Genomic DNA, 22,993 nt, shown 5'->3' on the forward strand with positions numbered 1-22,993 from the left:
ATTCTGATGTGACAAAACCTGAATCCTTGTAGTTGAAGTGTTTGTTCGCACTTATATTTTAACTACTTTGGACTCAGGTTTTTTTATTTAAGTCTAACTATGGGACAGCAGTGGCCTAAGCTCCTTTCATATCTATGCCGTTTTGCAAGTCAGGACACTAGTTTGGGTTTCTGATCCAATGCAAGCTCACGTTTAGCAAATTTCAGTACGCCATCCTCAAAAGAAGCATTCTTTAATACTTTACGATCAGCTAAATAGTTATTCGACACTTTCCAAGGCGCATGCTTGCCTTGCTTTGGCATCACATTTGCCGCACGTGCAATATAGCCAGAACTTAAACTTCCCATCACCGTATCTTGCATTAGCTCAGTCGCATCCCCTTGTGGAATCACTTCTGTCCATTGTTTTTGATCCATATAGTTGAGTAAACGACAAATGTATTCTGCGGCAATATCCACCTTTAAAGTCCAAGAGGCATTGATATAACCAATAATCATGGCCATATTCGGCACATCACTGACCATCACGCCTTGATACAACATATGTTTAGACGTATCTAAAGGTTCGCCATCAATCGTTGCTTGAATGCCGCCCAAGATTTGAATTTCTAAACCTGTCGCTGAGACAACAATATCCGCCTCTAAATGCTGACCAGACTTTAATTGAATACCCGTTTCAGTAAAGCGCTCAATCTGATCTGTTTCAACACTGGCTTGACCTGAACGAAGAATTTTAAATAAATCACCGTCTGGCACCACACATAAACGCTGATCCCACGGATTATAGTCTGGGGTAAAATGTTTCATATCCACTTTACCTTTGAGCTGCATCTTAATCGACTGTAACAGCAATCGGCGTAGCAGTTTCGGTTGTTTCTGCGCGAGTGCATAAATTCCACGTTGCATCCCAATGTTACGCGCACGAGTCAGTTTATACGCCACATCTTCTGGTAACACTTTACGCATTTTGTCATATACAAAATCAATAGATGGCACTGAAGCAATATAGGTTGGCGAACGCTGTAACATGGTCACATGACTAGCTCCACCCTTGACCATCGCAGGTACTAGCGTAATTGCTGTTGCTCCACTACCGATGATCACTACTTTTTTGCCGCGATAATCTAAGTTTTCAGGCCATAACTGTGGATGAATAAACTGCCCTTTGAATGCCTGTTGATTTGGAAACTCAGGTTGGAAACCATGATCATAGTTATAATAGCCTGTGCAACCAAACACAAAGTTTGCAATCCAGTTCTCTTTTTTACCTTTCGCATTCTCAATCACCACCTGCCATTTCTTTAGTGCAGAATCATAATTGGCGCTTAAAACACGATGCTTAAAATGAATTTTTTCTTTGAGCTTTTGTTCATCTATCACTTCGGATAAATAGCCTTTAATCGACGAGCCATCAGCCAGTACACTCGCCTGCTGCCATGGTTTAAAATTAAAACCAAAGGTCGACATATCAGAATCAGAACGAATTCCGGGGTACTTAAATAGATCCCAAGTACCACCAAAGCTATCGCGACGTTCAATAATCTCAAAAGAACGTTGTGGGCAATGCTTGGTTAAATGTGCTGCAAGACCAATACCAGAAATACCAGCACCTACAATCAGTAAATCGACGTGCTTATCCATGTTGTTTTTATCCTGTCTTATATTCTGTTCCTATTAAACCACAAAGCTGACAATACACAATGTCAAGTTTAAGCATATTTCCCACAAAATGTGTCAATACGGGTCAAAATAAACAAATTGTTAAACAATAAGACATAAAAAAGACCGGTGAAACACCGGTCTTTTTTTAAGAACAACTGAATAGTTCTACGAAATTATTTAACTTCGCGATCTACTAGTTCAACGTAAGCCATCGGCGCAGCATCACCTGCACGGAAGCCCGCTTTAAGAACACGTAGATAACCGCCGTTACGTTCTTTGTAACGAGGGCCAAGAACGGTAAATAATTTACCAACAGTTGCTGCTGAACGAGTACGAGCAAACGCTAAGCGACGGTTTGCAACAGTATCGTTTTTAGCTAAAGTGATTAAAGGCTCAGCTACACGACGTAACTCTTTTGCTTTAGGCACAGTTGTTTTGATCAACTCGTGCTCAAACAAAGAGTTAGCCATGTTTTGAAACATCGCTTTACGATGGCTGCTGGTACGGCCTAATTTCACACCACTATTACGATGACGCATGGTGATAGTCCTACTTAATTAACGGCTACGATAGGCGAAACGATCGTCCATACGGAGACTAGCTGGTGGCCAGTTCTCTAAACGCATGCCGAGTTGTAAGCCTTTTGAAGCCAGAACATCTTTGATCTCAGTAAGCGATTTTTTACCAAGGTTAGGAGTTTTGAGTAACTCAACCTCAGTGCGCTGTACTAGATCACCAATGTAGTAAATGTTTTCTGCTTTCAAACAGTTAGCAGAACGAACAGTAAGCTCTAGATCATCTACTGGACGAAGCAAAATTGGATCAACTTCTTCACGAGGTTCTTGAGCAACAGGAGCTTGATCTTTCTGAAGATCAACAAAAATTGCAATTTGTTGTTGCAAGATTGTTGCCGCTTTGCGGATCGCTTCTTCTGGATCAACTGTACCATTGGTCTCAAGATCAATGACCAATTTATCAAGGTCTGTACGTTGTTCTACACGAGCGTTTTCCACTGTGTAAGACACACGTTTGATTGGGCTATAAGAAGCATCTAACTGTAAGCGACCTACAGGGCGAGTTTCGCCTTCCGGGAAACGCGAGTCAGAAGTTTCATAACCACGACCTTGAGAAACTTTCAAGCGCATTTTTAATGAGCCTGAAGCACTTAAAGTACCGATCAAATGTTCAGGGTTAACCACTTCAACATTATGAGGTAAACGAAGGTCAGCGGCAGTTACGTCGCCAGGACCTTGTTTCTCTAATGTCAAATAAGCTTCATTTTGATCGAACAGCTTAATAGACAATCCTTTTAGGTTCAGCAAGAGCTCGACGATGTCCTGCTGCAAGCCTTCCAAAGTACTGTACTCGTGCTCGACACCTTCAATCTCAACTTCAACCACAGCAGCGCCAGGCAAAGAAGAAAGAAGGATGCGACGTAAAGCATTGCCCAGAGTATGACCAAAGCCACGCTCTAAGGGTTCTAGAATAACTTTTGCCGAGGTCCCGCTAACCGCTTCGACCTTGATCGCTTGCGGAGTTAGAAACTCATTTGCAGTACGCGTCATTATTGCTACCTCAAGGATTATTTAGAATACAATTCTACAATCAAGCTTTCGTTGATTTCAGCAGGTAAATCTGAACGATCTGGTGCAGCTTTGAACGTACCTTCCAACTTAGAATGGTCAATTTCCATCCAAGCAGGGATACCACGTTGTGCAGCTAATTCAACTGCGTTTTTGATACGCAATTGTTGTTTAGCACCTTCATGTACAGCAATTACATCACCAGCTTTAACTTGGATTGACGCGATGTTAACACGACGGCCATTCAAAGTGATTGAGCGGTGAGATACTAACTGACGAGCTTCTGCGCGTGTAGAACCAAAACCCATGCGATAAACGACGTTATCAAGACGGCTTTCAAGCAATTTCAACAAGTTTTCACCTGTTGCGCCTTTAACACGAGCAGCTTCTTTATAGTAATTACTAAATTGACGCTCTAAAACACCGTACATACGACGTACTTTTTGTTTTTCACGTAATTGTAGTGAATACTCAGATTGTTTACCACCACGAGCTCCGCCATGTTGGCCAGGAGCTTTAGCAGCTTTTTTAGTTTTGACGTCAAATGGTTTAACGCCAGATTTTAATTGCAGGTCTGTCCCTTCGCGGCGAGAGAGTTTGCATTTTGGACCAATATAACGAGCCATGAATGTTTCTCCTTACACGCGACGTTTTTTAGGTGGACGGCAACCGTTGTGCGGGATTGGCGTCACATCGGTAATGCTGTTAATTTTATAACCCACTGCACCTAAAGCACGAACCGCAGACTCACGACCAGGACCAGGACCTTTTACAAGGACGTCCAAGTTTTTCAAACCGTAATCTAAAGCAGCTTTACCAGCAACTTCAGCAGCTACCTGAGCAGCAAACGGAGTTGATTTACGTGATCCACGGAAGCCTTGTCCACCAGAGGTAGCCCAAGCCAGTGCATTACCTTGACGATCGGTAATAGTCACAATGGTGTTATTAAAAGAAGCGTGAATGTGTGCAACACCTTCAGAGACGGTACGAGTGACCTTCTTGCGTGCGCGAGTATCTTTAGCCATCTTTTAGCTTCCAGAAATCTTATTTCTTAATAGGTTTGCGCGGACCTTTACGGGTACGTGCGTTAGTTTTGGTGCGTTGACCACGGACAGGCAAGCTGCGACGATGACGAAGACCGCGGTAGCAGCCTAAATCCATTAAACGTTTAATGTTCATGGAAATTTCGCGACGTAAATCACCTTCGGTTGGAACCTTAGCAACTTCTGCACGAATCGCATCAAGCTGAGCGTCATCTAATTCACGGATCTTAGTAGTAGTAGCGATGCCTGCAGCAGCTAAGATGTTCTTAGCAGTGTGGCGACCAATACCAAAGATGTACGTTAGAGAGATAACAGCATGCTTGTTATCCGGAATGTTTACACCGGCAATACGAGCCATTCAATTTTCTCCAAAAAGGCAGTTAAGACAATCAACCGCCCCACAAAAATCTTGAGGGGCGGATAATAACCTAATTAGCCTACTGAAATCAACAGGTCTTGATCAGATTAACCTTGACGCTGCTTATGACGAGGTTCTGCGCTACAAATTACGCGAATAACCCCATTACGACGGATAACTTTACAGCTACCACAAATTTTCTTTACAGAAGCTTGTACTTTCATGATGAAACCTCAAGTGCGCTTATCCCTTAGGATGAGCAGTCGTTTTTCTCATTAACGTTTGATTATCGTACTGATGCGAGGTGAGATGTGCTTGCAGCTGAGCCATAAAGTCCATCACTACCACCACAACAATCAGCAAAGATGTTCCACCTAAAGAAAATGGAATACCAAATGAGCTTTGTAAAATCATCGGCATTAAGCAAATGATGGTGATATAAATCGCACCAATAAATGTCAAACGGTTAAGAATATGATCTAAGTAACGAGCAGTTTGCTCACCTGGACGAATACCAGGTACATAAGCCCCGCTGCGTTTCAAGTTTTCCGATACTTCTTTCGGGCTAAATACAAGCGCTGTATAAAAGTAACAGAAAAAGATAATTAACGCACCAAAGAGCACCAAATACAACGGCTGACCAGGCGAAAGCACCAATGCCAAATCTTGCAAACTACGTTTGATAATACCCGCATTCGGATCTGCACTACCCACCCATTGCCCTAAGCTCGCAGGGAACAAAAGCAATGAACTTGCGAAAATCGCCGGGATCACACCCGCCATATTAATTTTTAATGGCAAATGCGACTGTTGTGCAGTAAACACACGACGTCCTTGTTGTTTTTGAGCATAGTTTACTGGAATACGACGTTGCGCCTTCTCAATAAACACAATTGCAGCTAATACAGCCAGAGATAACACACCAAAAATAACCAAGCCAATTAGACTGGTTTGACCATTATCTACTGATGATAGTGATTGCAGAATCAAATTCGGCAATCCTGCAACAATACCGGCGAAGATGATCATGGAAATACCATTCCCCACCCCACGTTCGGTAATTTGCTCACCCAACCACATCAAGAACATTGTACCTGCAACCAAAGAGGTTACAGCTGGTACGTAGAAAGCCAGACCTGCAGTTAAGGTAATGCCTTGACTGATCAGACCAGCACACATCCCAATTGCCTGCACAAGTGCAAGGAACAATGTACCTTGTCGCGTATACTGATTAATCTTACGCTTGCCTTGTTCGCCTTCTTTTTTTAAAGCTTCCAGCGAAGGAATAACTGTAGACATTAACTGCACGATAATCGATGCAGAAATGTACGGCATGATCCCAAGAGCAAGAATGGACATACGCTCTAATGCACCACCTGAAAACATGTTAAACAAACCAAGGATCGTGCCTTGGTTTGCATTAAAAAGATTTTCAAGTGCGGCATTATTAATGCCTGGTACTGGAATATGTGCTCCTAGTCGAAAAACCAATAATGCACCGATGAGAAACATCATACGGCGTATAATTTCACGGTATTTCACATGAAATGGCTGGCCTTTCATCATATTGACATGACCTGAAGAACTAGGAGACATAGACACTAGCGATTACTCCTCGACTTTACCGCCAGCAGCTTCAACAGCAGCTTTAGCGCCTTTAGTCACAGCAACACCTTGAACAGTGAATGCACGAGTAATTTCACCAGAAAGTACGATACGAGCACGTAACATATCTTTACGTACAACGTTTGCAGCTTTTAAAGTTTCTAGGCTAACGATGTCGCCTTCAACTTTAGTAAGCTCAGATAAACGTACTTCAGCAGTTTTTAAAGCGATTTGGCTAGTGAAACCGAATTTAGGTAAACGACGATATAACGCAGTTTGACCACCTTCAAAGCCTGGACGAGTACCACCGCTCTTACGTGAATTTTGACCTTTGACACCACGGCCACCAGTCTTACCAACGCCAGAACCGATACCACGGCCTAGACGACGATTTTCACGTTTTGCACCTTCAGCAGGTGCAAGCTCATTTAAACGCAGAGTCATGGCTTATTCCTCTACACTAACCATATAGTAGACTTGGTTGATCATACCACGGTTAGAAGGCGTATCTTGCACTTCTACAGTATGACCAATACGACGCAGACCTAAACCTTTAAGGCTAAGCTTGTGATTTTTCAAGCGATGCGATGAAGATTTAGTCTGGGTAACTTTAATCGTTTTCATGATTGATTACCCTTGAATTTGTTCTACTGTAAGACCACGTTTCGCAGCAACCTTCTCAGGAGAAGTCATATCACGCAGACCATTAAAAGTCGCGTTTACTACGTTCGCAGCGTTAGTAGAACCATAACATTTTGTTAATACGTTACGTACGCCAACAGCTTCTAGAACTGCACGCATAGCACCACCAGCGATTACACCAGTACCTTCAGAAGCAGGCTGCATGTAAACACGGCTTGCACCGTGACGCGCGTTAATAGGGTGTTGTACAGTACCGTTAACAAGGTCAACAGTAATCATGTTGCGACGAGCAGCTTCAAGTGCTTTAGAAATAGCAGCTGGAACTTCACGTGCTTTACCACGACCAAAACCTACACGACCATTACCATCACCTACCACAGTTAGTGCTGTGAAAGAGAAGATACGACCACCCTTAACAACTTTGGCTACACGATCAACGGCAACCAGCTTTTCAACAAGACCTTCGTTTTGTTCAACTTTAGCCATGATTAGAACTCCAAGCCGTTTTCACGAGCAGCATCAGCCAAGGCTTTGATACGACCATGATATTTGAAACCAGAACGGTCAAATGCAACTTTAGTAACACCAGCTGCTTTAGCGCGTTCTGCGATTAAAGCACCTACTTTAGTAGCTGCTTCAACGTTACCAGTTGTACCAGCACGTAAAGTAGCATCTAAAGTTGAAGCTTGCGCTAAAACTTTGCCACCATCTGCTGAGATAACTTGAGCATAGATGTGACGCGGAGTGCGGTTTACACACAAACGAGTCGCACCCAATGCACGAATGTGCAAGCGTGTGCTTTTCGCACGACGCAAACGGGATTGTTTCTTTTCGTTCATAAGAACCTCGCGCCTTATTTCTTCTTAGCTTCTTTACGAAGTACAACTTCGTCAGAATAACGAACACCTTTACCTTTATAAGGCTCTGGTGGACGGTAACCACGGATATCTGCAGCAACTTGACCTAAACGTGCTTTATCAGCAGATTTAAGAATAATTTCAGTTGCTGTAGGAGTTTCAGCAGTTACACCTTCAGGAAGCGTATAGTCGATCGGGTGAGAGAAACCAAGGTTAAGGTTAACAATGTTACCTTTAACCGCAGCTTTATAACCAACACCGATAAGTTGTAACTTACGTTCGAAGCCTTCGCTCACACCTTTTACAAGGTTGTTAAGCACAGCGCGAGCAGTACCAGCTTGCATCCAAGCGTCTTTCGACTCAGCTTTTGGAGCAATCGCTAGAATACCGTCTTCCTGTTTAAGCTCGACCAGCGCATGCAGGGTGAAAGACAAAGTACCTTTGCTACCTTTCACTTCGACCTGCCGGCCGTTCTGAGTAACTGTTACACCGTTAGGTACAGTTACTGGGGCTTTAGCCACACGAGACATGAGGAATCACCTATTAAGAAACAAAAGCAATAACTTCACCACCGATACCTGCAGCACGTGCAGCGCGATCAGTCATGATGCCTTTGCTTGTAGAAACAATTGCAATACCTAAACCTTGCTTAACGCTTGGAAGTGCATCTTTACCGCGATACTGACGTAGACCAGGACGGCTTACGCGTTTCACAGTTTCGATAACTGGTTTGCCTTCGAAATACTTTAAAGTCAAAGTAAGCGTCGCTTTGCCTTCAGCATCAGCAACTTCTACATTTGAAATGTAACCCTCTTGTTGAAGAACATTTGCAATTGCAACCTTCAACTTAGAGTTTGGCATAGAAACAGTTTGCTTCTTCGCCATTTGTGCGTTACGAACACGAGTTAACATGTCGGCAACGGTATCTTGCATACTCATCTATAGTGCTCCTTACCAGCTTGCCTTAACAACGCCCGGTACATCACCTTGCATTACTGTATCGCGTAATTTGTTACGGCTTAAACCGAACTTACGGAAGTAACCATGAGGACGACCAGTTAAACCACAACGGTTACGTAAACGTACTGGAGATGCATTACGTGGTAATGCTTGTAATTTCATCATCGCTTCGAAACGCTCTTCGTCGCTTGCATTTACGTTTGCAATAACAGCTTTTAATTCAGCACGTTTTGCAGCGTATTTAGCAACAGTAGCTTCGCGTTTCAATTCGCGATTAATCATACTTTTCTTAGCCATATCGACCTCTTATTTGAACGGGAAGCCGAATGCACGCATAAGCGCACGGCCTTCGTCATCGGTGCGAGCAGTCGTAGTGATGGTAATATCCATACCACGAATACGATCAATCTTATCAAAATCGATTTCAGGGAACATAATTTGTTCCTTAAGACCCATTGAGTAGTTACCACGACCATCAAATGATTTCGAAGAGAAACCACGGAAGTCACGGATACGAGGGATCGCAATCGAGATCAAACGGTCTAAGAATTCGTACATACGTTCGCCGCGTAAAGTAACTTTACAACCAATCGGCCAACCATCACGGATTTTGAAACCCGCGATTGATTTACGAGCTAATGTAAGAACTGGTTTTTGACCAGCGATAGCTTGCATATCAGCAAGAGCACCATCAAGGAGTTTTTTGTCAGCAGCAGCTGCGCCAACACCCATGTTGATCGTGATTTTAGTAATGCGAGGAATATCCATCACATTTTTAACGCCTAAAGTCTCTTGTAATTGAGCCTTAAGTTCGTCGTTGTAACGCGTTTTAAGTCTGGCCATTGCCTTTTCAACCTATTACTTCGCTACCGCCACTGATTCACCATTTGATTTATAAACACGAGTTTTCGCGCCATCAATCACTTGGTAACCAACACGGTCAGCCTTTTGGGTTGTAGCATTAAAAATTGCCACGTTAGAAATATGAAGCGAAGCTTCCTGTGTAACGACAGCGCCTTCAGCACCTGTTGCACGGTTTGGCTTTTGATGCTTCTTAACCAAGTTAAGGCCTTCAACCATAACACGGTCATTTGAAACAGACAGAACAGTACCCTGTTTGCCTTTTTCTTTACCTGCGATCACAATTACTTGATCGCCTTTTTTAATCTTAGCCATGATTGCCTCTTATAGAACTTCAGGAGCCAGTGAAATAATTTTCATGAACTGTTCAGTACGAAGTTCACGAGTCACTGGTCCGAAAATACGAGTTGCAATCGGCGCTTTGTTGTTGTTCAAAATAACAGCAGCGTTATCGTCGAAACGAATCACTGAACCGTCTGGACGACGGATACCGAATTTTGTACGTACAACTACAGCATTCATCACGTCACCTTTTTTAACACGTGCGCGTGGAATAGCTTCTTTTACAGTAACTTTAATAATGTCGCCAACAGAAGCATAACGACGATGTGAACCACCAAGTACTTTAATACATTGTACGCGGCGAGCACCACTATTGTCTGCTACGTCTAGCATACTTTCGGTTTGAATCATTGCCCTACTCCAAAACCGAGCATCACCGGTCACAATTTCGAAAGGCTCAAAGAGTACTCGAAATTAACCGATGATGCAACAGATACGTCTAATTACTCAGCAGCAGCTTCAACAACTTCAACTAGAGTCCAAGACTTAGTTTTAGAAATTGGGCGGCTTTCTTTGATAGTCACAACGTCGCCAGTTTTAGCTGTGTTGTTCTCATCGTGAGCGTGTAATTTAGTTGAACGGCGGATTGATTTGCCATACAACGGGTGTTGAACGCGGCGTTCGATAAGTACTACGATAGACTTGTCCATCTTGTCGCTTACTACTTTGCCGGTTAACGTGCGAACTGTTTGTTCACTCATTGTCCGTTCCCCTGTTTTTCGGTAAGGAGTGTCTTGATACGAGCAATTGTCTTACGAGTAAGCGCAACTTCATGCGATTTACCCAATTGACCAGTTGCTTTTGCCATACGAAGACGGAATTGGTTTAGCTGTTGCTCATCAAGCAAAGCTGTCAACTCTTCTACCGACTTTTCACGTAGATCTTTAGTTTTCATTACATTACCGTCCGAGTCACGATAGTGGTTTTAAACGGAAGTTTAGCAGCTGCAAGCGTAAACGCTTCGCGAGCCAATTCTTCGTTAACACCATCAATTTCGTACAAGACTTTACCTGGTTTGATTTGGCAAACCCAGTATTCCACAGAACCTTTACCTTTACCCATACGCACTTCAAGAGGCTTAGAAGTAATCGGCTTGTCTGGGAAAACACGGATAAAGATCTTACCACCACGTTTAATACGACGGCTGATTGTACGACGCGCTGCTTCAATTTGACGAGCAGTCATTTGACCACGCTCAACAGATTTAAGTGCGATTGTACCAAAAGATACTGAGCTACCGCGGTGAGCTAGACCAGTGTTACGGCCTTTCTGCACTTTACGGAATTTAGTACGTTTAGGTTGTAACATGGATTATTCTCCTTTTTCAGCAGAACGATCATTGCGACGACCACGACGCTCTTGACCTTCACCACGACCACGACCGCGTTTAGCTGGACGTTCTTCAGCTGGAGCTGGGTTCATGACTTGTTTCATGCCACCCAAGATCTCACCACGGAAGATCCAAACTTTAACACCAATGGTACCGTAAGTCGTTTCAGCACGCATAGTTGCATAGTCGATGTCTGCACGAAGTGTATGCAAAGGTACACGACCCTCACGATACCATTCAGTACGAGCAATCTCAGCACCACCTAAACGGCCTGATACTTCAACTTTAATACCTTTAGCACCAGCACGCATTGTGTTTTGAACCGCACGCTTCATAGCACGACGGAACATTACACGTTTTTCTAATTGAGAAGCGATTGCTTCAGCAACTAAACGAGCGTCTAAGTCTGGGCGATCAATTTCATTGATACTTACTTGCGCTGGAATACCCATAATTTGAGTAAGTTCACGCTGTAATTTCTCAATATCTTCGCCTTTTTTACCGATCACGATACCAGGACGTGCAGTGCTAATTGTTACTTTAGCAGCGCCCGTAGGACGTTCGATAAGAATATTGCTGATCATCGCATTCTTAAGTTTTTTAGTTAAAAACTCACGAACTTGAAGATCTTTAAGCAAGTATTCAGCGTATTGTTTCGGACTCGCATACCAGTTGGCGTTATGACGTTTTACAACACCAAGGCGGATACCGATTGGATGAACCTTCTGACCCATATCAAACCCCTACCTTAACGGTAATGTGACAAGTACGCTTAGTAATACGATCTGCACGGCCTTTAGCACGTGGCATAATACGCTTAAGGCTAGTGCCTTCATCAACGTAAATCGTAGTAACCTTAAGGTCGTCTACATCTAAACTGTTATTGTGTTCAGCGTTTGCAATCGCAGATTCCAATGCTTTTTTAACCAAAACTGCAGCTTTTTTGTTGCTAAAGTTAAGAATATTAAGCGCGTGAGCAACAGATTTGCCACGGATTAGGTCTGCAACCAAACGAGTTTTTTGTGCCGAGATAGCGGCACCGCGTAATTTAGCAGTAACTTCCATCATAGCACCTTAACGTTTAGATTTCTTGTCAACACCGTGACCACGATAGGTACGAGTTGGCGCGAATTCACCAAGTTTGTGACCAACCATATGTTCAGATACGATCACTGGAACATGGTTACGGCCATTATGTACAGAAATTGTTAAACCAACAAAATCTGGGAGGATCATCGAACGACGCGACCAAGTTTTGATCGGCTTACGGTTATTAGCCGCGATAGCCGCTTCAACCTTAGCGAACAAGTGCGCATCGACGAATGGGCCTTTTTTCAGAGAACGAGGCATTGTCAGATTCCTTTACTTGTTACTTAACGCGACGGTCGCGAATAATCATCTTAGTCGTACGCTTATTGGTACGTGTCTTGTACCCTTTAGCTTTTTGACCCCATGGGCTTACAGGTTGAATACCTTTGCTACGACCTTCACCACCACCGTGCGGGTGATCTACTGGGTTCATCGCCATACCACGAACGGTAGGACGAACGCCACGCCAGCGTGCTGCACCTGCTTTACCAAGTGAACGAAGGTTGCTTTCTTGGTTAGAAACTTCACCAAGAACTGCACGGCACTCAACGTGAATTTTACGCATTTCACCAGAACGTAAACGAACGATGGCGTAAGAACCGTCACGACCCAACAACTGAACTGAAGTACCAGCAGAACGAGCTAATTGCGCGCCTTTACCAATTTTAAGTTCAATGTTGTGAAGAGTAGAACCGATAGGCATGTTGCGAAGCGGTAAACAGTTACCTGGACGAATTGGTGCATCGTTACCAGATTGAACTTTATCGCCAGCGCGAAGGCCTTTAGGCGCGATGATGTAGCGACGCTCACCATCAGCATACAATACTAGTGCAATGTGTGCTGTACGGTTAGGATCGTATTCAATACGCTCTACAGTTGCAGGAATACCATCTTTGTTACGTTTGAAGTCAACTAGACGATAGTGCTGCTTGTGACCGCCACCAACGTGACGAGTCGTGATGTGACCGTTGTTATTACGACCACCAGTACGTTTTTTAGCTTCAACCAACGGAGCATAAGGCGCGCCTTTGTGAAGATGGTCGTGAACGACTTTCTCTACAAAGCGACGTCCAGGAGACGTTGGCTTACATTTTTGAATTGGCATAATTCTCGTCCTTATTCCGCTGCGCTTTCAGCGGTATCGCCCAAGTCAGCCATTTCAACATCTTGGCCAGCTTTCAGGGTGACGTATGCTTTTTTAACATCAGAACGACGTCCTAATGTTTTACCAAAGCGTTTAGTCTTACCTTTAGTGATCGTTGTGTTAACTTTAACAACTTGAACACCAAACAATTGCTCAACCGCTTTTTTGATTTCAAGTTTGTTTGCATCAAGTGCAACTTTAAAAACTTGAACACCAGCAGTTTCGCCTAAAACTTGTGCTTTTTCTGAGAATACAGGTCCTTGTAGGACTTGATAGATACGTTCGTTGTTCATCCGAGTTCTACCTCAATTTTCTTAGCAGCAGCTACAGACATAACAACTTTATCGAACGCGATCAAGCTAACAGGATCGATAGCAGCAGCATCAACCACATCAACGTGTGGAATGTTGCGCGCTGCAAGGTATAGATTCTCATCTACAGCTTCTGTAACGATCAATGCGCGAGTAGCATTCAAGTCGTTAAGTTTTGCAAGCAACTCTTTAGTTTTTGGAGCAGCAACAGCAAACTCTTCAACTAATACTAGACGATCTTGGCGAACAAGTTCAGCTAAGATACATTGCATTGCACCGCGGTACATTTTGCGGTTAACTTTTTGAGACCAATCTTGTGGGCGAGCAGCAAAAGTTTTACCACCACCTACCCAGATTGGGCTACGAATAGAACCCGCACGAGCGCGACCAGTACCTTTTTGACGGAATGGTTTTTTACCACCGCCAGAAACGTCTGCACGTGATTTCTGAGCTTTTGAACCTTGACGGCCACCAGCTAAATAAGCGGTAACAACTTGGTGTACAAGAGCTTCATTAAATTCACGACCGAACGCAACTTCTGATAATTCAACAGCAGAGCCGGAAACAGTATTTAAATTCACGTTATTTCCCCTCAGGCCTTGATCGTAGGACGAACAGTTACGTCACCGCCAGTAGCGCCAGGAATCGCACCTTTTACTACTAAAACTGAACGTTCTGCGTCGATAGATACAATTTCTAGACCCTGTACAGTTACGCGTTCAGCACCTAAATGGCCAGCCATTTTTTTGCCTTTGAATACGCGACCAGGAGTCTGGTTTTGACCTGTAGAACCTAGAACACGGTGAGAAACTGAGTTACCGTGAGTTGCGTCTTGCGTACGGAAGTTCCAACGCTTAACACCACCTTGGAAACCTTTACCTTTCGACTGGCCAGTTACGTCAACAACTTGACCCACTGTAAACAAGTCTACACCGATAGTTCCACCAACTTCACGACCTTCAAGATCAGCTTCTGTTGCACGGAATTCTTGAACTAAACGACCAGCAGCAACACCCGCTTTAGCGAAGTGACCTTTCTGAGCGTTAGTTACGCGAGATTCGCGACGTTCACCAGTAGTGATTTGAATCGCTTGATAACCATCAGTTTCAAGCGTTTTGATTTGAGTGATGCGGTTAGGATCAACCTCAATCACTGTAACAGGCACAGAAACACCAGCATCTGTAAAGATACGTGTCATACCGCACTTGCGACCGACTAAACCAATAGCCATGTGCATAAACCTCTAAAAAAGCGGCCTAATTAACTTAGAGCGTTAATTAACCCGAAAGCCTTAACCCAATGCGATCTGAACATCAACACCAGCTGCAAGATCCAACTTCATCAATGCATCTACAGTTTTGTCTGTAGGTTGAACGATGTCGATCAAACGTTTGTAAGTGCGGATCTCGTATTGGTCACGCGCATCTTTATTAACGTGTGGTGATGTTAAAACGTTAAAACGTTCAATGCGTGTAGGCATTGGAATTGGACCACAAACCTGTGCGCCAGTACGTTTTGCTGTTTCTACGATTTCTTGAGCTGATTGATCAATTAGACGGTGATCAAAAGACTTAAGACGGATACGAATTCTCTGGTTAGACATACCAGTAAACTCCAAGCCAAATATATAAAGAATCACTCTTGACGCATCTCACCCCACTATTTAAGGTAAGTGTCAAGAGCAGTGAAATATCACTAAGGTCATGATCGATGCCACGACTGTCACGATGTTAACTACTTTATTCGTAGCCAACCCCCTTTCATTAAAGGGTCGCTCATTATAGCCATTGTTTAATGCATAAGCAAATTGATTTTCGAGTTTTTACAATATTTTCAATTTGTTTGCATTTTCAGTAGCTTAAAAAATCATCAATATATTGTTTGTCGGAGCACATATTCAATAGCCCTATTAAGAATCTGATTTCCTTCAATAAAATTTAATTTAGGTGTTTTTTTCAATTCTGTTTCTGCGGTGACATAACGCCCTGAAAATTTACTCAACTCATCATCATTCTCTAAAAATAAGTCTAATGTTTCAGGTGTGATTTCTGGGTGAAACTGAAAACCCAATACGTTTTTGCCAATTTGGTACATTTGATTACGACAGATGGTATTTTCTGCCAAATGAATAGCCCCTTTAGGAATTTCAAACGTTTCGCTATGCCATTGCATTACATTAAATTGTTCTGGTAGCTCAAAACATTCTATTGGCACATGTTGAATTTTCCGTACTGTTGTCCAACCTAGTTCCTGTTGTTCATTTCGACTCACCGCAGCCCCAAGTGCATTTGCAATCAACTGCCCCCCTAAGCATAGCCCAATGACAGGTTTACCTGATGCCAAATACCGACGTAACCAACGTTTTTCTATCTTTAGCCATGGATAATTTACTTCATCATTAACGCTCATTGTTCCCCCCATAATGATAAGTAAATCCACATCTTCAATGTTGGGTAAAGCTTCAATTTCCAGAGCCTGATCAACGGGTAATGCAAAAAACTCCGTTGCACTTATAACAGCACCTTGCTTTTTCAAATATTCATAACAACTACCGAACCCTTCACCAGCAATATGCTGAAAATAATGTACTTTTAAATGCGACTTCATGCGCTTAAGCCTTCTTTTATGCTATCTCTTCAGATGGTTTAGCAAAATTGAAGCCAACTTTTTTATTTTGCTGAGCTTTACTTACATTTACTCAATTTTCTAGCCTATTTCATCACTTTCTCTTAAGCTAAAACAATTTAGCGCTTTATGTTGAGTCGATTCGTGAAGAAAAATCCGCAAACCGCTTTAATCCATGCACCAAGACAAGCCCCGCAATCCATTTCAACCATTCAACCTCCCCTCTATCGTGCATCAACGATCATTTTTAAAAATACCGATGCACTATTTAATCGCCATTGGACAGATGAATATGATTACAGTTATGGCACCCATGGCACTCCTACCTCATTCACATTGGGCGATAACATTGCACAAATTGAAGGGGGTAAATATTGCTTACTGGCACCCAGTGGTTTATCCGCCATTAATCTAGTCAATTCATGTTTTCTCAGTCAGGGTGATGAAGTTTGGGTTGCAGACAATATTTATGGTCCGAACATGGAGCATCTGCGCAATCTGGAAAAGCGCTATGACATTACGGTCAAAGTCTATAACGCCATTGATGTGAACTCATTTCAACCAACGGAAAAAGCAAAACTAATCTGGTTAGAAGCAGCAGGCTCAGTCACCTTAGAGTTTCCCGATTTAGCTGGACTTGTTAAAAAGGCAGAAGCACATAACATACTCACCGCTTTGGATAATACTTGGGGAGCAGGTCTTGCCTTTAATGCTTTTGATTTTAGTGATGCACATTTAAGTGTCGATATGACCGTACATGCCCTAACCAAGTACCCCAGCGGTGGCGGTGATATCTTGATGGGTTCTGTGGTCACACGTAAGCAACATTTGCACCATCAATTATTTCGAATGCATGCCATTCAAGGTATTTGTGTATCGGGAGATGATGTTGCTCAAGTGCAGCGCAGTCTGGCCTCGATGCGTGTTCGCTATGCCGCACAGTCTCAAAGTGCAATACAACTCCTCACTTGGCTAAAGCAACGACCTGAATTTGTACAAGTTTTACACCCAGCAGATCCGAATACTGCAGGTCACTCCTTCTGGAAAGATATTTGCATAGAACAACACAGCGCAGGTTTGGTCAGTGTGATTTTTAAACCAGAGTTTAACTTACAAGATATTCGTCATTTTTGTGATGCCTTGTCTTTGTTTAAACTGGGTTTTAGCTGGGGTGGTCCCGTCAGTTTAGTGATGCTCTATGATCTCAAAGACATGCGTCTGCTTGAACATACACATTTACAACAAGGTTTATTGGTTCGCTTTTGTATAGGACTGGAACATCCTAACGATTTAATTCAAGATATAGAAAACGCACTAAAACAATTGAATAGCCATCACAAGAAAACCGAATAGGAAGAAATATGAGTACACCGATTATCATTGCAAAAAAAACCAGTGATACCCAACAAGACGTGGTTCTACATTCAAAATTTGCTAACCGCCATGGCTTAATTGCTGGTGCAACAGGGACAGGCAAAACCATCACTTTAAAAGTATTAGCTGAAAGTTTTTCACGACTCGGTGTACCCGTGTTTCTCGCTGATGCCAAAGGTGATGTTTCAAGCTTAGCCCAAGCAGGAACAGCCAATCCTAAGTTTGATGAACGCATCAAAAGCTTAGGTATTGATAGTATTCCGTTTGCCGCATCACCTGTAGTGTTTTGGGATTTATTTGCTGAACAAGGTCATCCTATTCGTACAACAATTACAGAAATTGGCCCATTACTTCTAGCGCGCATGCTGAATTTAAATGATACTCAGGAAGGTGTCCTTTCTGCGGTGTTTCGTATTGCGGATGATCAAGGTCTACTATTGATCGACTTTAAAGACTTAAAAGCCATGATTAGCTATGTCAGCGAACATGCTGCTGAGTTTAAAGCAGAATATGGCAATCTATCGCCTGCTAGTCTTGGCGCCATTCAGCGCAATTTACTGGCTCTAGCCGACCAAGGTGGTGATCAATTCTTTGGTGAACCTAGCTTAAATATTCTCGACTTTATTCAAACCGACAGTAATGGACACGGCTATATCAATATTTTAGCTGCAGACAAGCTGATGAATACGCCGAAGTTGTATGCAACCTTTTTATTGTGGATGCTCTCCGAACTGTTTGAACAGCTCCCTGAAGTGGGCGATATGGACAAGCCTAAACTGGTGTTCTTCTTTGATGAAGCGCATTTATTGTTTGATAATGCCAGTGCAGCACTACAAGAAAAAATTGAACAGGTGGTCCGTCTAATTCGATCTAAAGGTGTGGGGATCTACTTTGTCACCCAAAATCCTCTTGATTTACCCGAAAGCGTTTTGGGGCAGTTGGGTAACCGTATTCAGCATGCGTTGCGTGCTTTCACCCCAAAAGACCAAAAGGCTGTAAAAACAGCAGCAGATACCTTCCGTGCCAATCCTGAATTTAAGGTTGAACAAGCCATTACCGAACTAGCTGTCGGGGAAGCGCTGATTAGCTGCCTTGATGAGCAAGGTACACCGCAAATTGTAGAACGTGCATGGGTCATGCCTCCCTACTCATCGTTCAGCCCGATTAGCCCTGAACAACGTCAGGTCTTAATCTCACAAAGTATTGTCGCTGGCATTTATGAGAAAACATTAGACCGCGAAAGTGCCTTTGAATTGTTACAAAACAAAGTCGCTGAACGCCAACAACAAGCGGTACAGATAGAGCAAGAAAAACAACAAGCCAAAGAACAAGAGCAGCTCGCAAAACAACAAGCCAAAGAAGCGGAAGCAATTGCCAAACAACAAGCGCGTGAACAGGAGCGTGTTGCCAAAGAACAGCAAAAAGAAGCTGAGCGCTCAGCTAAACAGCGTGAGAAGCTAATTCAAGACACAGTAGGAACGTTCGCCAAAAGTGCAGCACGTAGTCTGGGTGGCAGTACTGGACAGAAAATTATGCGTGGTATTTTAGGGTCTATTTTTGGTAAGTAATGCGCGCCTAACTGCTTACAACCTTCATTCAACGTCACCAATTTTTGGTGACGTTTTTTATGTACGACGATTAAATACTCCATTACAACATGACGTCATCTGCATATAACTTGGCATGATCGGATGTCAGAAAGCTGGACTCAATCACTAAAATTCAATCATCAAGTTAGATCAACAAAGTATTGAGGATAGTGAAATGAATAAAGCCCAAGAACAAGTGGTATTAATTACAGGCGCATCATCAGGCATGGGTAGAGCATTTACACGCGCCTTATTACAACAAGGCGCCCTCGTATATGCTGTAGCACGTCGTCTTGAAGCAATGAATGAGCTAAAAATACTCGGCGCTCGTACATTAAAAATGGACATCAGCCGATCTGAAGATATTCATCAAGTCATCCAACAGATTGAACGAGAAACCCAAGGTGTCGATATCCTGATTAACTGTGCAGGATTTGGCTTATACGGTGCCATGGAAGATACGTCGATTGCAGACGCCCGCTATCAATTTGAAGTGAATCTGTTTGGCATGGCTGAATTGACCCAACAAGTTTTGCCCGCCATGCGCCAAAAAAATAAAGGGCGCATCATCAACATTTCCTCTATGGGTGGCAAAATTTATACGCCGCTCGGCAGTTGGTATCATGCCAGTAAACATGCTGTTGAAGGCTGGTCAGATTGCCTACGTCTAGAGCTGAAAGCTTTTAATATTGATGTGGTTGTGATCGAACCCGGTGCGATTAATACTGAATTTGCCGACGTCATGCTCCAACCCATGCTCTCACGTTCAGGTACAGGTGCTTATGCCCACATGGCGCAATCGGTTGCCCATGCTACCAATGAATCGGTACGTAAAGGTGAGCTCTCAGATGTACAAGTCGTGGTCGATATGTTGATAAAAGCCGTTAATGCAAAGCAACCAAAGACCCGATATGTGGGTGGCAAGTATGCCAAACTCATGATTTTTGTGCGCAAATGGTTTGGGGATCGTATTTTCGATATGATGGTCATGTCAGTCGTTAAATAAAGCCAGCGACTCATTCACATGAAATCGCAATATCTAATGCAGGGGTTGCCGCCATGAAATATGCAACAAAGTTTGTACTGCAACCTAATTGGAGGCTTTTTTTGATTGATTTAGGCATCCGACCTGAAGATGTAGTTCGACAAGCTGCCCTGCCATTAGATGCGTTTAACCGTGAAAAAATGGAACTCACACCACAACATTATTTTCAATTTTGGGAAGCTGTTGAGCATATTGCAAATATTGAGCATTTACCGCTTAAAATCGGGCAAATGCTCTCAGTAGAACTTTTCGATCCCGCCATTTTTGCGTGTATATGCAGCCCCAATTTAAGCGTTGCTTTGGAACGCATAACGCTGTTTAAAAAATTGATTGGTCCTATTCATCTAAATACAGCAACCGATGCTCAGCAAATGCGCTTAGACATTGAATTCTATCAAGTCGGCGCAGCCATTCCCCAAAGTCTGATACTGACAGAATTGGTCTTTTTTACGCAGTTGGCACGATTATGCCTGCGTAGCCATATTGTGCCACTAGCAATCACTTTACCTGAGCTCCCCGAACAACTCGCGCCCTATCGAGACTACTTTGGTGTCACCCCAAAGAAAGGCTCAAAAATTTCGATCAGTTTTTCACACGTAGACTGCACCAAACCCTTCATGACAGCAAACCCAACCATGTGGGCATTTTTTGAGCCCAATCTCAGACAAAATCTGCTGAATTTAAACAATGCGGTGCAAACCCAAGAAAAAGTAAAAACAATTTTACTAGAAAATTTACCTGCTGGATTTAGCCGAATTGAGGATGTCGCAGAAAAACTGGCGCTCAGTAAGCGTAGCTTACAACGACTTTTAGAGGAAGAGCAGACCAACTTCCAAAGCATTTTGGATAACACGCGCCAAGCTCTAGCCGAACACTATCTCACCTGCTCCTCAATTAGCCCTAGTGAGGTCTCTTATCTACTCGGTTTTCAAGAAGTGAACTCTTTTGCTCGCGCCTTTAAAAAATGGACAGGCGAAACGCCCAATGCTTTTCGACATCGCTATTCATAATCAAATAATAAAAAGACCTCTTGATGAATTAATACCTCACGCCTTGTCACCATTGCACACTAAAGAAAATCTACGTAATCGGTTGAAAAAACGCTAAATGAAACATCAATTCCATATAATGTTTCATAGAAATATAAAACATTCCTATAGGGCAATAATAAACATCTAAAAAGAGCAAACTAAGATATTAAAAATGTTAAAGAATTCACCATCACATCAAAAACTTTCCTATACGCATGAAAATATTTTATCCTTTTAGCATAAAGATGTATTTACATTACATCTTTAAAGGTATATTTTTAATACATCTTATAAATGATAGCCAAGAGAGATCAACCATGACTCCGCAGCAAATTGACCTTGTAAAAGCAACTGTTCCTGTCCTCCGTGAAAACGGTGTCGCGCTCACAGGTTATTTTTATAACCGCATGTTAGGTAATAACCCTGCTTTAAAAGAAACCTTTAATATGGGTCACCAACGCAGCGGTGCTCAAGCTCAAGCTTTGGCTGGCGCAGTGTTAGCTTATGCCGAAAACATTGAAGATCCTTCTGTATTGCTTCCAGTGGTTGAGCTGATTGCACATAAACATGTGAGCTTGAATATTCAAGCTCCTGATTACAATATTGTTGGGGAAAATCTGCTACATTCCATCAGCGAAGTTTTAAGTATTTCAATGGAAGACCCTTTAATTGGTGCGTGGGCTGCTGCTTATGGTCAGTTGGCTGACTTATTCATTAGCACCGAAAAGGCAATTTATGAACAGCATCAACAAACCAAAGGAAGTTGGTTAGGCTGGCGCAACTTTAAAATCGCGAAAAAAGTGGTTGAAAGTGAAGAAATCACGTCTTTCTATCTTGCCCCTGTAGACGGTGGTGATTTACCACAATATGAAGCGGGTCAGTACATTTCAGTACGTGTATTTGTTGAAGAACTTGGCCTAAAACAACCACGCCAATACACCCTTTCAACGAGTCCTCAAGCAGATTATTTACGCATCTCAGTTAAACGTGAAGATGAAAAAGGCGACTTGGTTGCAGGCTGGGTTTCAAATACTCTACATGGTCTGGACGTTGGTGCCGAAATTGAAGTCTCTGCACCAACAGGTAACTTCTACCTGATTGATCCAAACAAACGTAATGTCTTTATTAGTGGTGGTGTGGGTCTCACCCCAATGGTGGCAATGCTGAATCAATTGGTGACTTTAGATATGCCTGAGCCTGTAACCTTCATTCATGCATGTCGTAGTAAACAAGTGCATGCCATGAAACAGCACATTCATGACTTAAAAGCGAAGTACCCTCGCCTAAGTACCTTTACTGCTTACGAGTTTCCACATCAAAGTGATATTTTAGGTCAAGACTTTGATGCGAAAGGTCGTCTTGATTTGAGTACCATTGATAGTGCGATTCTACCAACGCAAGCAGATTATTATTTATGTGGTCCAATGCCATTTATGGCTGAGCAACAAAAAGCTCTGATTGCCCGTGGTGTTCCTGCCGAAAATATCCACAGTGAAGCTTTTGGTACAGGTGGTGTTCATCACTAACTGATGCCATCGGCATA

At 42.9% G+C, this 22,993-nt stretch carries 34 protein-coding genes and 1 pseudogene; 5 read left to right on the forward strand and 30 right to left on the reverse strand.

Going from position 1 to position 22,993, the window contains the following annotated elements; translation table 11 throughout:
* Positions 1-149: 149 nt before the first annotated feature.
* The 30 genes and pseudogenes from ACE01U_RS02245 to ACE01U_RS02390 form a co-directional block, all read right to left on the reverse strand.
* On the reverse strand, positions 150-1,640 hold the full coding sequence (locus ACE01U_RS02245) for a flavin-containing monooxygenase (RefSeq protein WP_395553183.1): 1,491 nt from the start codon (positions 1,638-1,640) through the stop codon (positions 150-152).
* A 194-nt stretch (positions 1,641-1,834) separates the two neighbouring features.
* Positions 1,835-2,200, reverse strand: a complete 366-nt coding sequence (gene rplQ, locus ACE01U_RS02250) for a 50S ribosomal protein L17 (RefSeq protein ID WP_004691290.1) — start codon at positions 2,198-2,200, stop codon at positions 1,835-1,837.
* Between the two features lie 18 nt (positions 2,201-2,218).
* On the reverse strand, positions 2,219-3,226 hold the full coding sequence (locus ACE01U_RS02255) for a DNA-directed RNA polymerase subunit alpha (RefSeq protein ID WP_004691292.1): 1,008 nt from the start codon (positions 3,224-3,226) through the stop codon (positions 2,219-2,221).
* A 17-nt stretch (positions 3,227-3,243) separates the two neighbouring features.
* Positions 3,244-3,870: a 30S ribosomal protein S4 gene (gene rpsD, locus ACE01U_RS02260; protein WP_086208947.1), complete on the reverse strand. Its 627-nt coding sequence runs from the start codon at positions 3,868-3,870 to the stop codon at positions 3,244-3,246.
* Between the two features lie 12 nt (positions 3,871-3,882).
* The gene (gene rpsK / locus ACE01U_RS02265) at positions 3,883-4,269 is read right to left on the reverse strand and encodes a 30S ribosomal protein S11 (protein ID WP_004281491.1); all 387 of its coding nucleotides are present in this window, start codon (positions 4,267-4,269) and stop codon (positions 3,883-3,885) included.
* A 19-nt stretch (positions 4,270-4,288) separates the two neighbouring features.
* Entirely contained in the window at positions 4,289-4,645 is a 357-nt protein-coding gene (gene rpsM / locus ACE01U_RS02270; RefSeq protein ID WP_005012957.1) for a 30S ribosomal protein S13, read from the reverse strand.
* Between the two features lie 107 nt (positions 4,646-4,752).
* Positions 4,753-4,869 carry a 50S ribosomal protein L36 gene (gene rpmJ, locus ACE01U_RS02275; protein ID WP_000867907.1) on the reverse strand — a complete coding sequence of 39 codons (117 nt, stop codon included), beginning with the start codon at positions 4,867-4,869 and terminating at the stop codon, positions 4,753-4,755.
* A 19-nt stretch (positions 4,870-4,888) separates the two neighbouring features.
* Positions 4,889-6,208, reverse strand: coding sequence for a preprotein translocase subunit SecY (secY, locus tag ACE01U_RS02280; RefSeq protein WP_171264445.1), 1,320 nt, complete (start codon positions 6,206-6,208; stop codon positions 4,889-4,891).
* Positions 6,209-6,253: 45 nt separating this feature from the next.
* Positions 6,254-6,694, reverse strand: a complete 441-nt coding sequence (rplO, locus tag ACE01U_RS02285; protein ID WP_004691300.1) for a 50S ribosomal protein L15 — start codon at positions 6,692-6,694, stop codon at positions 6,254-6,256.
* 3 nt (positions 6,695-6,697) lie between these two features.
* Positions 6,698-6,874: a 50S ribosomal protein L30 gene (rpmD, locus tag ACE01U_RS02290; RefSeq protein WP_005012961.1), complete on the reverse strand. Its 177-nt coding sequence runs from the start codon at positions 6,872-6,874 to the stop codon at positions 6,698-6,700.
* Positions 6,875-6,880: 6 nt separating this feature from the next.
* The gene (rpsE, locus tag ACE01U_RS02295) at positions 6,881-7,378 is read right to left on the reverse strand and encodes a 30S ribosomal protein S5 (RefSeq protein WP_004691304.1); all 498 of its coding nucleotides are present in this window, start codon (positions 7,376-7,378) and stop codon (positions 6,881-6,883) included.
* A gap of 2 nt (positions 7,379-7,380) precedes the next feature.
* Complete coding sequence (gene rplR / locus ACE01U_RS02300; protein WP_004650473.1) at positions 7,381-7,731, reverse strand: 50S ribosomal protein L18; 351 nt, start codon at positions 7,729-7,731, stop codon at positions 7,381-7,383.
* A gap of 14 nt (positions 7,732-7,745) precedes the next feature.
* On the reverse strand, positions 7,746-8,279 hold the full coding sequence (gene rplF, locus ACE01U_RS02305) for a 50S ribosomal protein L6 (protein ID WP_086208949.1): 534 nt from the start codon (positions 8,277-8,279) through the stop codon (positions 7,746-7,748).
* A gap of 13 nt (positions 8,280-8,292) precedes the next feature.
* Positions 8,293-8,688, reverse strand: coding sequence for a 30S ribosomal protein S8 (gene rpsH, locus ACE01U_RS02310; protein WP_004691308.1), 396 nt, complete (start codon positions 8,686-8,688; stop codon positions 8,293-8,295).
* A 12-nt stretch (positions 8,689-8,700) separates the two neighbouring features.
* The gene (gene rpsN, locus ACE01U_RS02315; RefSeq protein WP_005180266.1) at positions 8,701-9,006 is read right to left on the reverse strand and encodes a 30S ribosomal protein S14; all 306 of its coding nucleotides are present in this window, start codon (positions 9,004-9,006) and stop codon (positions 8,701-8,703) included.
* 9 nt (positions 9,007-9,015) lie between these two features.
* The gene (gene rplE, locus ACE01U_RS02320) at positions 9,016-9,552 is read right to left on the reverse strand and encodes a 50S ribosomal protein L5 (protein WP_086208950.1); all 537 of its coding nucleotides are present in this window, start codon (positions 9,550-9,552) and stop codon (positions 9,016-9,018) included.
* Positions 9,553-9,567: 15 nt separating this feature from the next.
* Complete coding sequence (gene rplX, locus ACE01U_RS02325) at positions 9,568-9,885, reverse strand: 50S ribosomal protein L24 (protein WP_086208951.1); 318 nt, start codon at positions 9,883-9,885, stop codon at positions 9,568-9,570.
* A 9-nt stretch (positions 9,886-9,894) separates the two neighbouring features.
* Positions 9,895-10,263, reverse strand: a complete 369-nt coding sequence (rplN, locus tag ACE01U_RS02330; RefSeq protein WP_004657680.1) for a 50S ribosomal protein L14 — start codon at positions 10,261-10,263, stop codon at positions 9,895-9,897.
* 92 nt (positions 10,264-10,355) lie between these two features.
* Positions 10,356-10,613: a 30S ribosomal protein S17 gene (gene rpsQ, locus ACE01U_RS02335; RefSeq protein ID WP_004691314.1), complete on the reverse strand. Its 258-nt coding sequence runs from the start codon at positions 10,611-10,613 to the stop codon at positions 10,356-10,358.
* Positions 10,610-10,807 (reverse strand): 50S ribosomal protein L29, encoded by a 198-nt coding sequence (rpmC, locus tag ACE01U_RS02340; RefSeq protein WP_004650482.1) that lies wholly within the window; start codon positions 10,805-10,807, stop codon positions 10,610-10,612. Before rpmC ends, rpsQ begins: the two co-directional genes overlap by 4 nt.
* Positions 10,807-11,220 carry a 50S ribosomal protein L16 gene (gene rplP / locus ACE01U_RS02345; RefSeq protein WP_004691317.1) on the reverse strand — a complete coding sequence of 138 codons (414 nt, stop codon included), beginning with the start codon at positions 11,218-11,220 and terminating at the stop codon, positions 10,807-10,809. The genes rpmC and rplP overlap by 1 nt, the downstream gene beginning before the upstream one ends.
* Positions 11,160-11,976, reverse strand: a pseudogene (rpsC, locus tag ACE01U_RS02350) (30S ribosomal protein S3). Before rpsC ends, rplP begins: the two are co-directional and overlap by 61 nt.
* A gap of 1 nt (position 11,977) precedes the next feature.
* Complete coding sequence (gene rplV / locus ACE01U_RS02355; protein WP_004691320.1) at positions 11,978-12,307, reverse strand: 50S ribosomal protein L22; 330 nt, start codon at positions 12,305-12,307, stop codon at positions 11,978-11,980.
* A gap of 9 nt (positions 12,308-12,316) precedes the next feature.
* A complete protein-coding gene (gene rpsS, locus ACE01U_RS02360; RefSeq protein ID WP_004281508.1) occupies positions 12,317-12,592 on the reverse strand; it encodes a 30S ribosomal protein S19 in 276 nt (91 codons plus the stop codon).
* Positions 12,593-12,611: 19 nt separating this feature from the next.
* Positions 12,612-13,436, reverse strand: a complete 825-nt coding sequence (gene rplB, locus ACE01U_RS02365; RefSeq protein ID WP_004691322.1) for a 50S ribosomal protein L2 — start codon at positions 13,434-13,436, stop codon at positions 12,612-12,614.
* 11 nt (positions 13,437-13,447) lie between these two features.
* Positions 13,448-13,768 (reverse strand): 50S ribosomal protein L23, encoded by a 321-nt coding sequence (gene rplW / locus ACE01U_RS02370; RefSeq protein ID WP_004691323.1) that lies wholly within the window; start codon positions 13,766-13,768, stop codon positions 13,448-13,450.
* Complete coding sequence (gene rplD / locus ACE01U_RS02375; protein WP_086208953.1) at positions 13,765-14,367, reverse strand: 50S ribosomal protein L4; 603 nt, start codon at positions 14,365-14,367, stop codon at positions 13,765-13,767. The genes rplW and rplD overlap by 4 nt, the downstream gene beginning before the upstream one ends.
* 11 nt (positions 14,368-14,378) lie before the next feature.
* Positions 14,379-15,017 carry a 50S ribosomal protein L3 gene (rplC, locus tag ACE01U_RS02380; RefSeq protein ID WP_086208954.1) on the reverse strand — a complete coding sequence of 213 codons (639 nt, stop codon included), beginning with the start codon at positions 15,015-15,017 and terminating at the stop codon, positions 14,379-14,381.
* Positions 15,018-15,077: 60 nt separating this feature from the next.
* The gene (rpsJ, locus tag ACE01U_RS02385; RefSeq protein ID WP_000070912.1) at positions 15,078-15,389 is read right to left on the reverse strand and encodes a 30S ribosomal protein S10; all 312 of its coding nucleotides are present in this window, start codon (positions 15,387-15,389) and stop codon (positions 15,078-15,080) included.
* 266 nt (positions 15,390-15,655) lie between these two features.
* Positions 15,656-16,393, reverse strand: a complete 738-nt coding sequence (locus ACE01U_RS02390) for a type 1 glutamine amidotransferase (RefSeq protein ID WP_086208955.1) — start codon at positions 16,391-16,393, stop codon at positions 15,656-15,658.
* A 147-nt stretch (positions 16,394-16,540) separates the two neighbouring features.
* On the opposite strand from ACE01U_RS02390, the gene ACE01U_RS02395 reads away from it, so the two are divergent.
* From ACE01U_RS02395 to hmpA, 5 genes are all read left to right on the forward strand, one after another.
* Positions 16,541-17,764 (forward strand): PLP-dependent transferase, encoded by a 1,224-nt coding sequence (locus tag ACE01U_RS02395; RefSeq protein WP_395553184.1) that lies wholly within the window; start codon positions 16,541-16,543, stop codon positions 17,762-17,764.
* Positions 17,765-17,772: 8 nt separating this feature from the next.
* Entirely contained in the window at positions 17,773-19,353 is a 1,581-nt protein-coding gene (locus tag ACE01U_RS02400) for a helicase HerA-like domain-containing protein (RefSeq protein WP_086208957.1), read from the forward strand.
* A gap of 196 nt (positions 19,354-19,549) precedes the next feature.
* Complete coding sequence (locus tag ACE01U_RS02405; RefSeq protein WP_086208958.1) at positions 19,550-20,380, forward strand: oxidoreductase; 831 nt, start codon at positions 19,550-19,552, stop codon at positions 20,378-20,380.
* 53 nt (positions 20,381-20,433) lie between these two features.
* Positions 20,434-21,429 (forward strand): AraC family transcriptional regulator, encoded by a 996-nt coding sequence (locus ACE01U_RS02410; RefSeq protein ID WP_395553185.1) that lies wholly within the window; start codon positions 20,434-20,436, stop codon positions 21,427-21,429.
* Positions 21,430-21,767: 338 nt separating this feature from the next.
* Positions 21,768-22,976 (forward strand): NO-inducible flavohemoprotein, encoded by a 1,209-nt coding sequence (gene hmpA / locus ACE01U_RS02415; protein WP_086208960.1) that lies wholly within the window; start codon positions 21,768-21,770, stop codon positions 22,974-22,976.
* Positions 22,977-22,993 lie beyond the last annotated feature (17 nt).

The organism is Acinetobacter halobius, from assembly GCF_044130335.1.
Taxonomy (GTDB): domain Bacteria; phylum Pseudomonadota; class Gammaproteobacteria; order Pseudomonadales; family Moraxellaceae; genus Acinetobacter.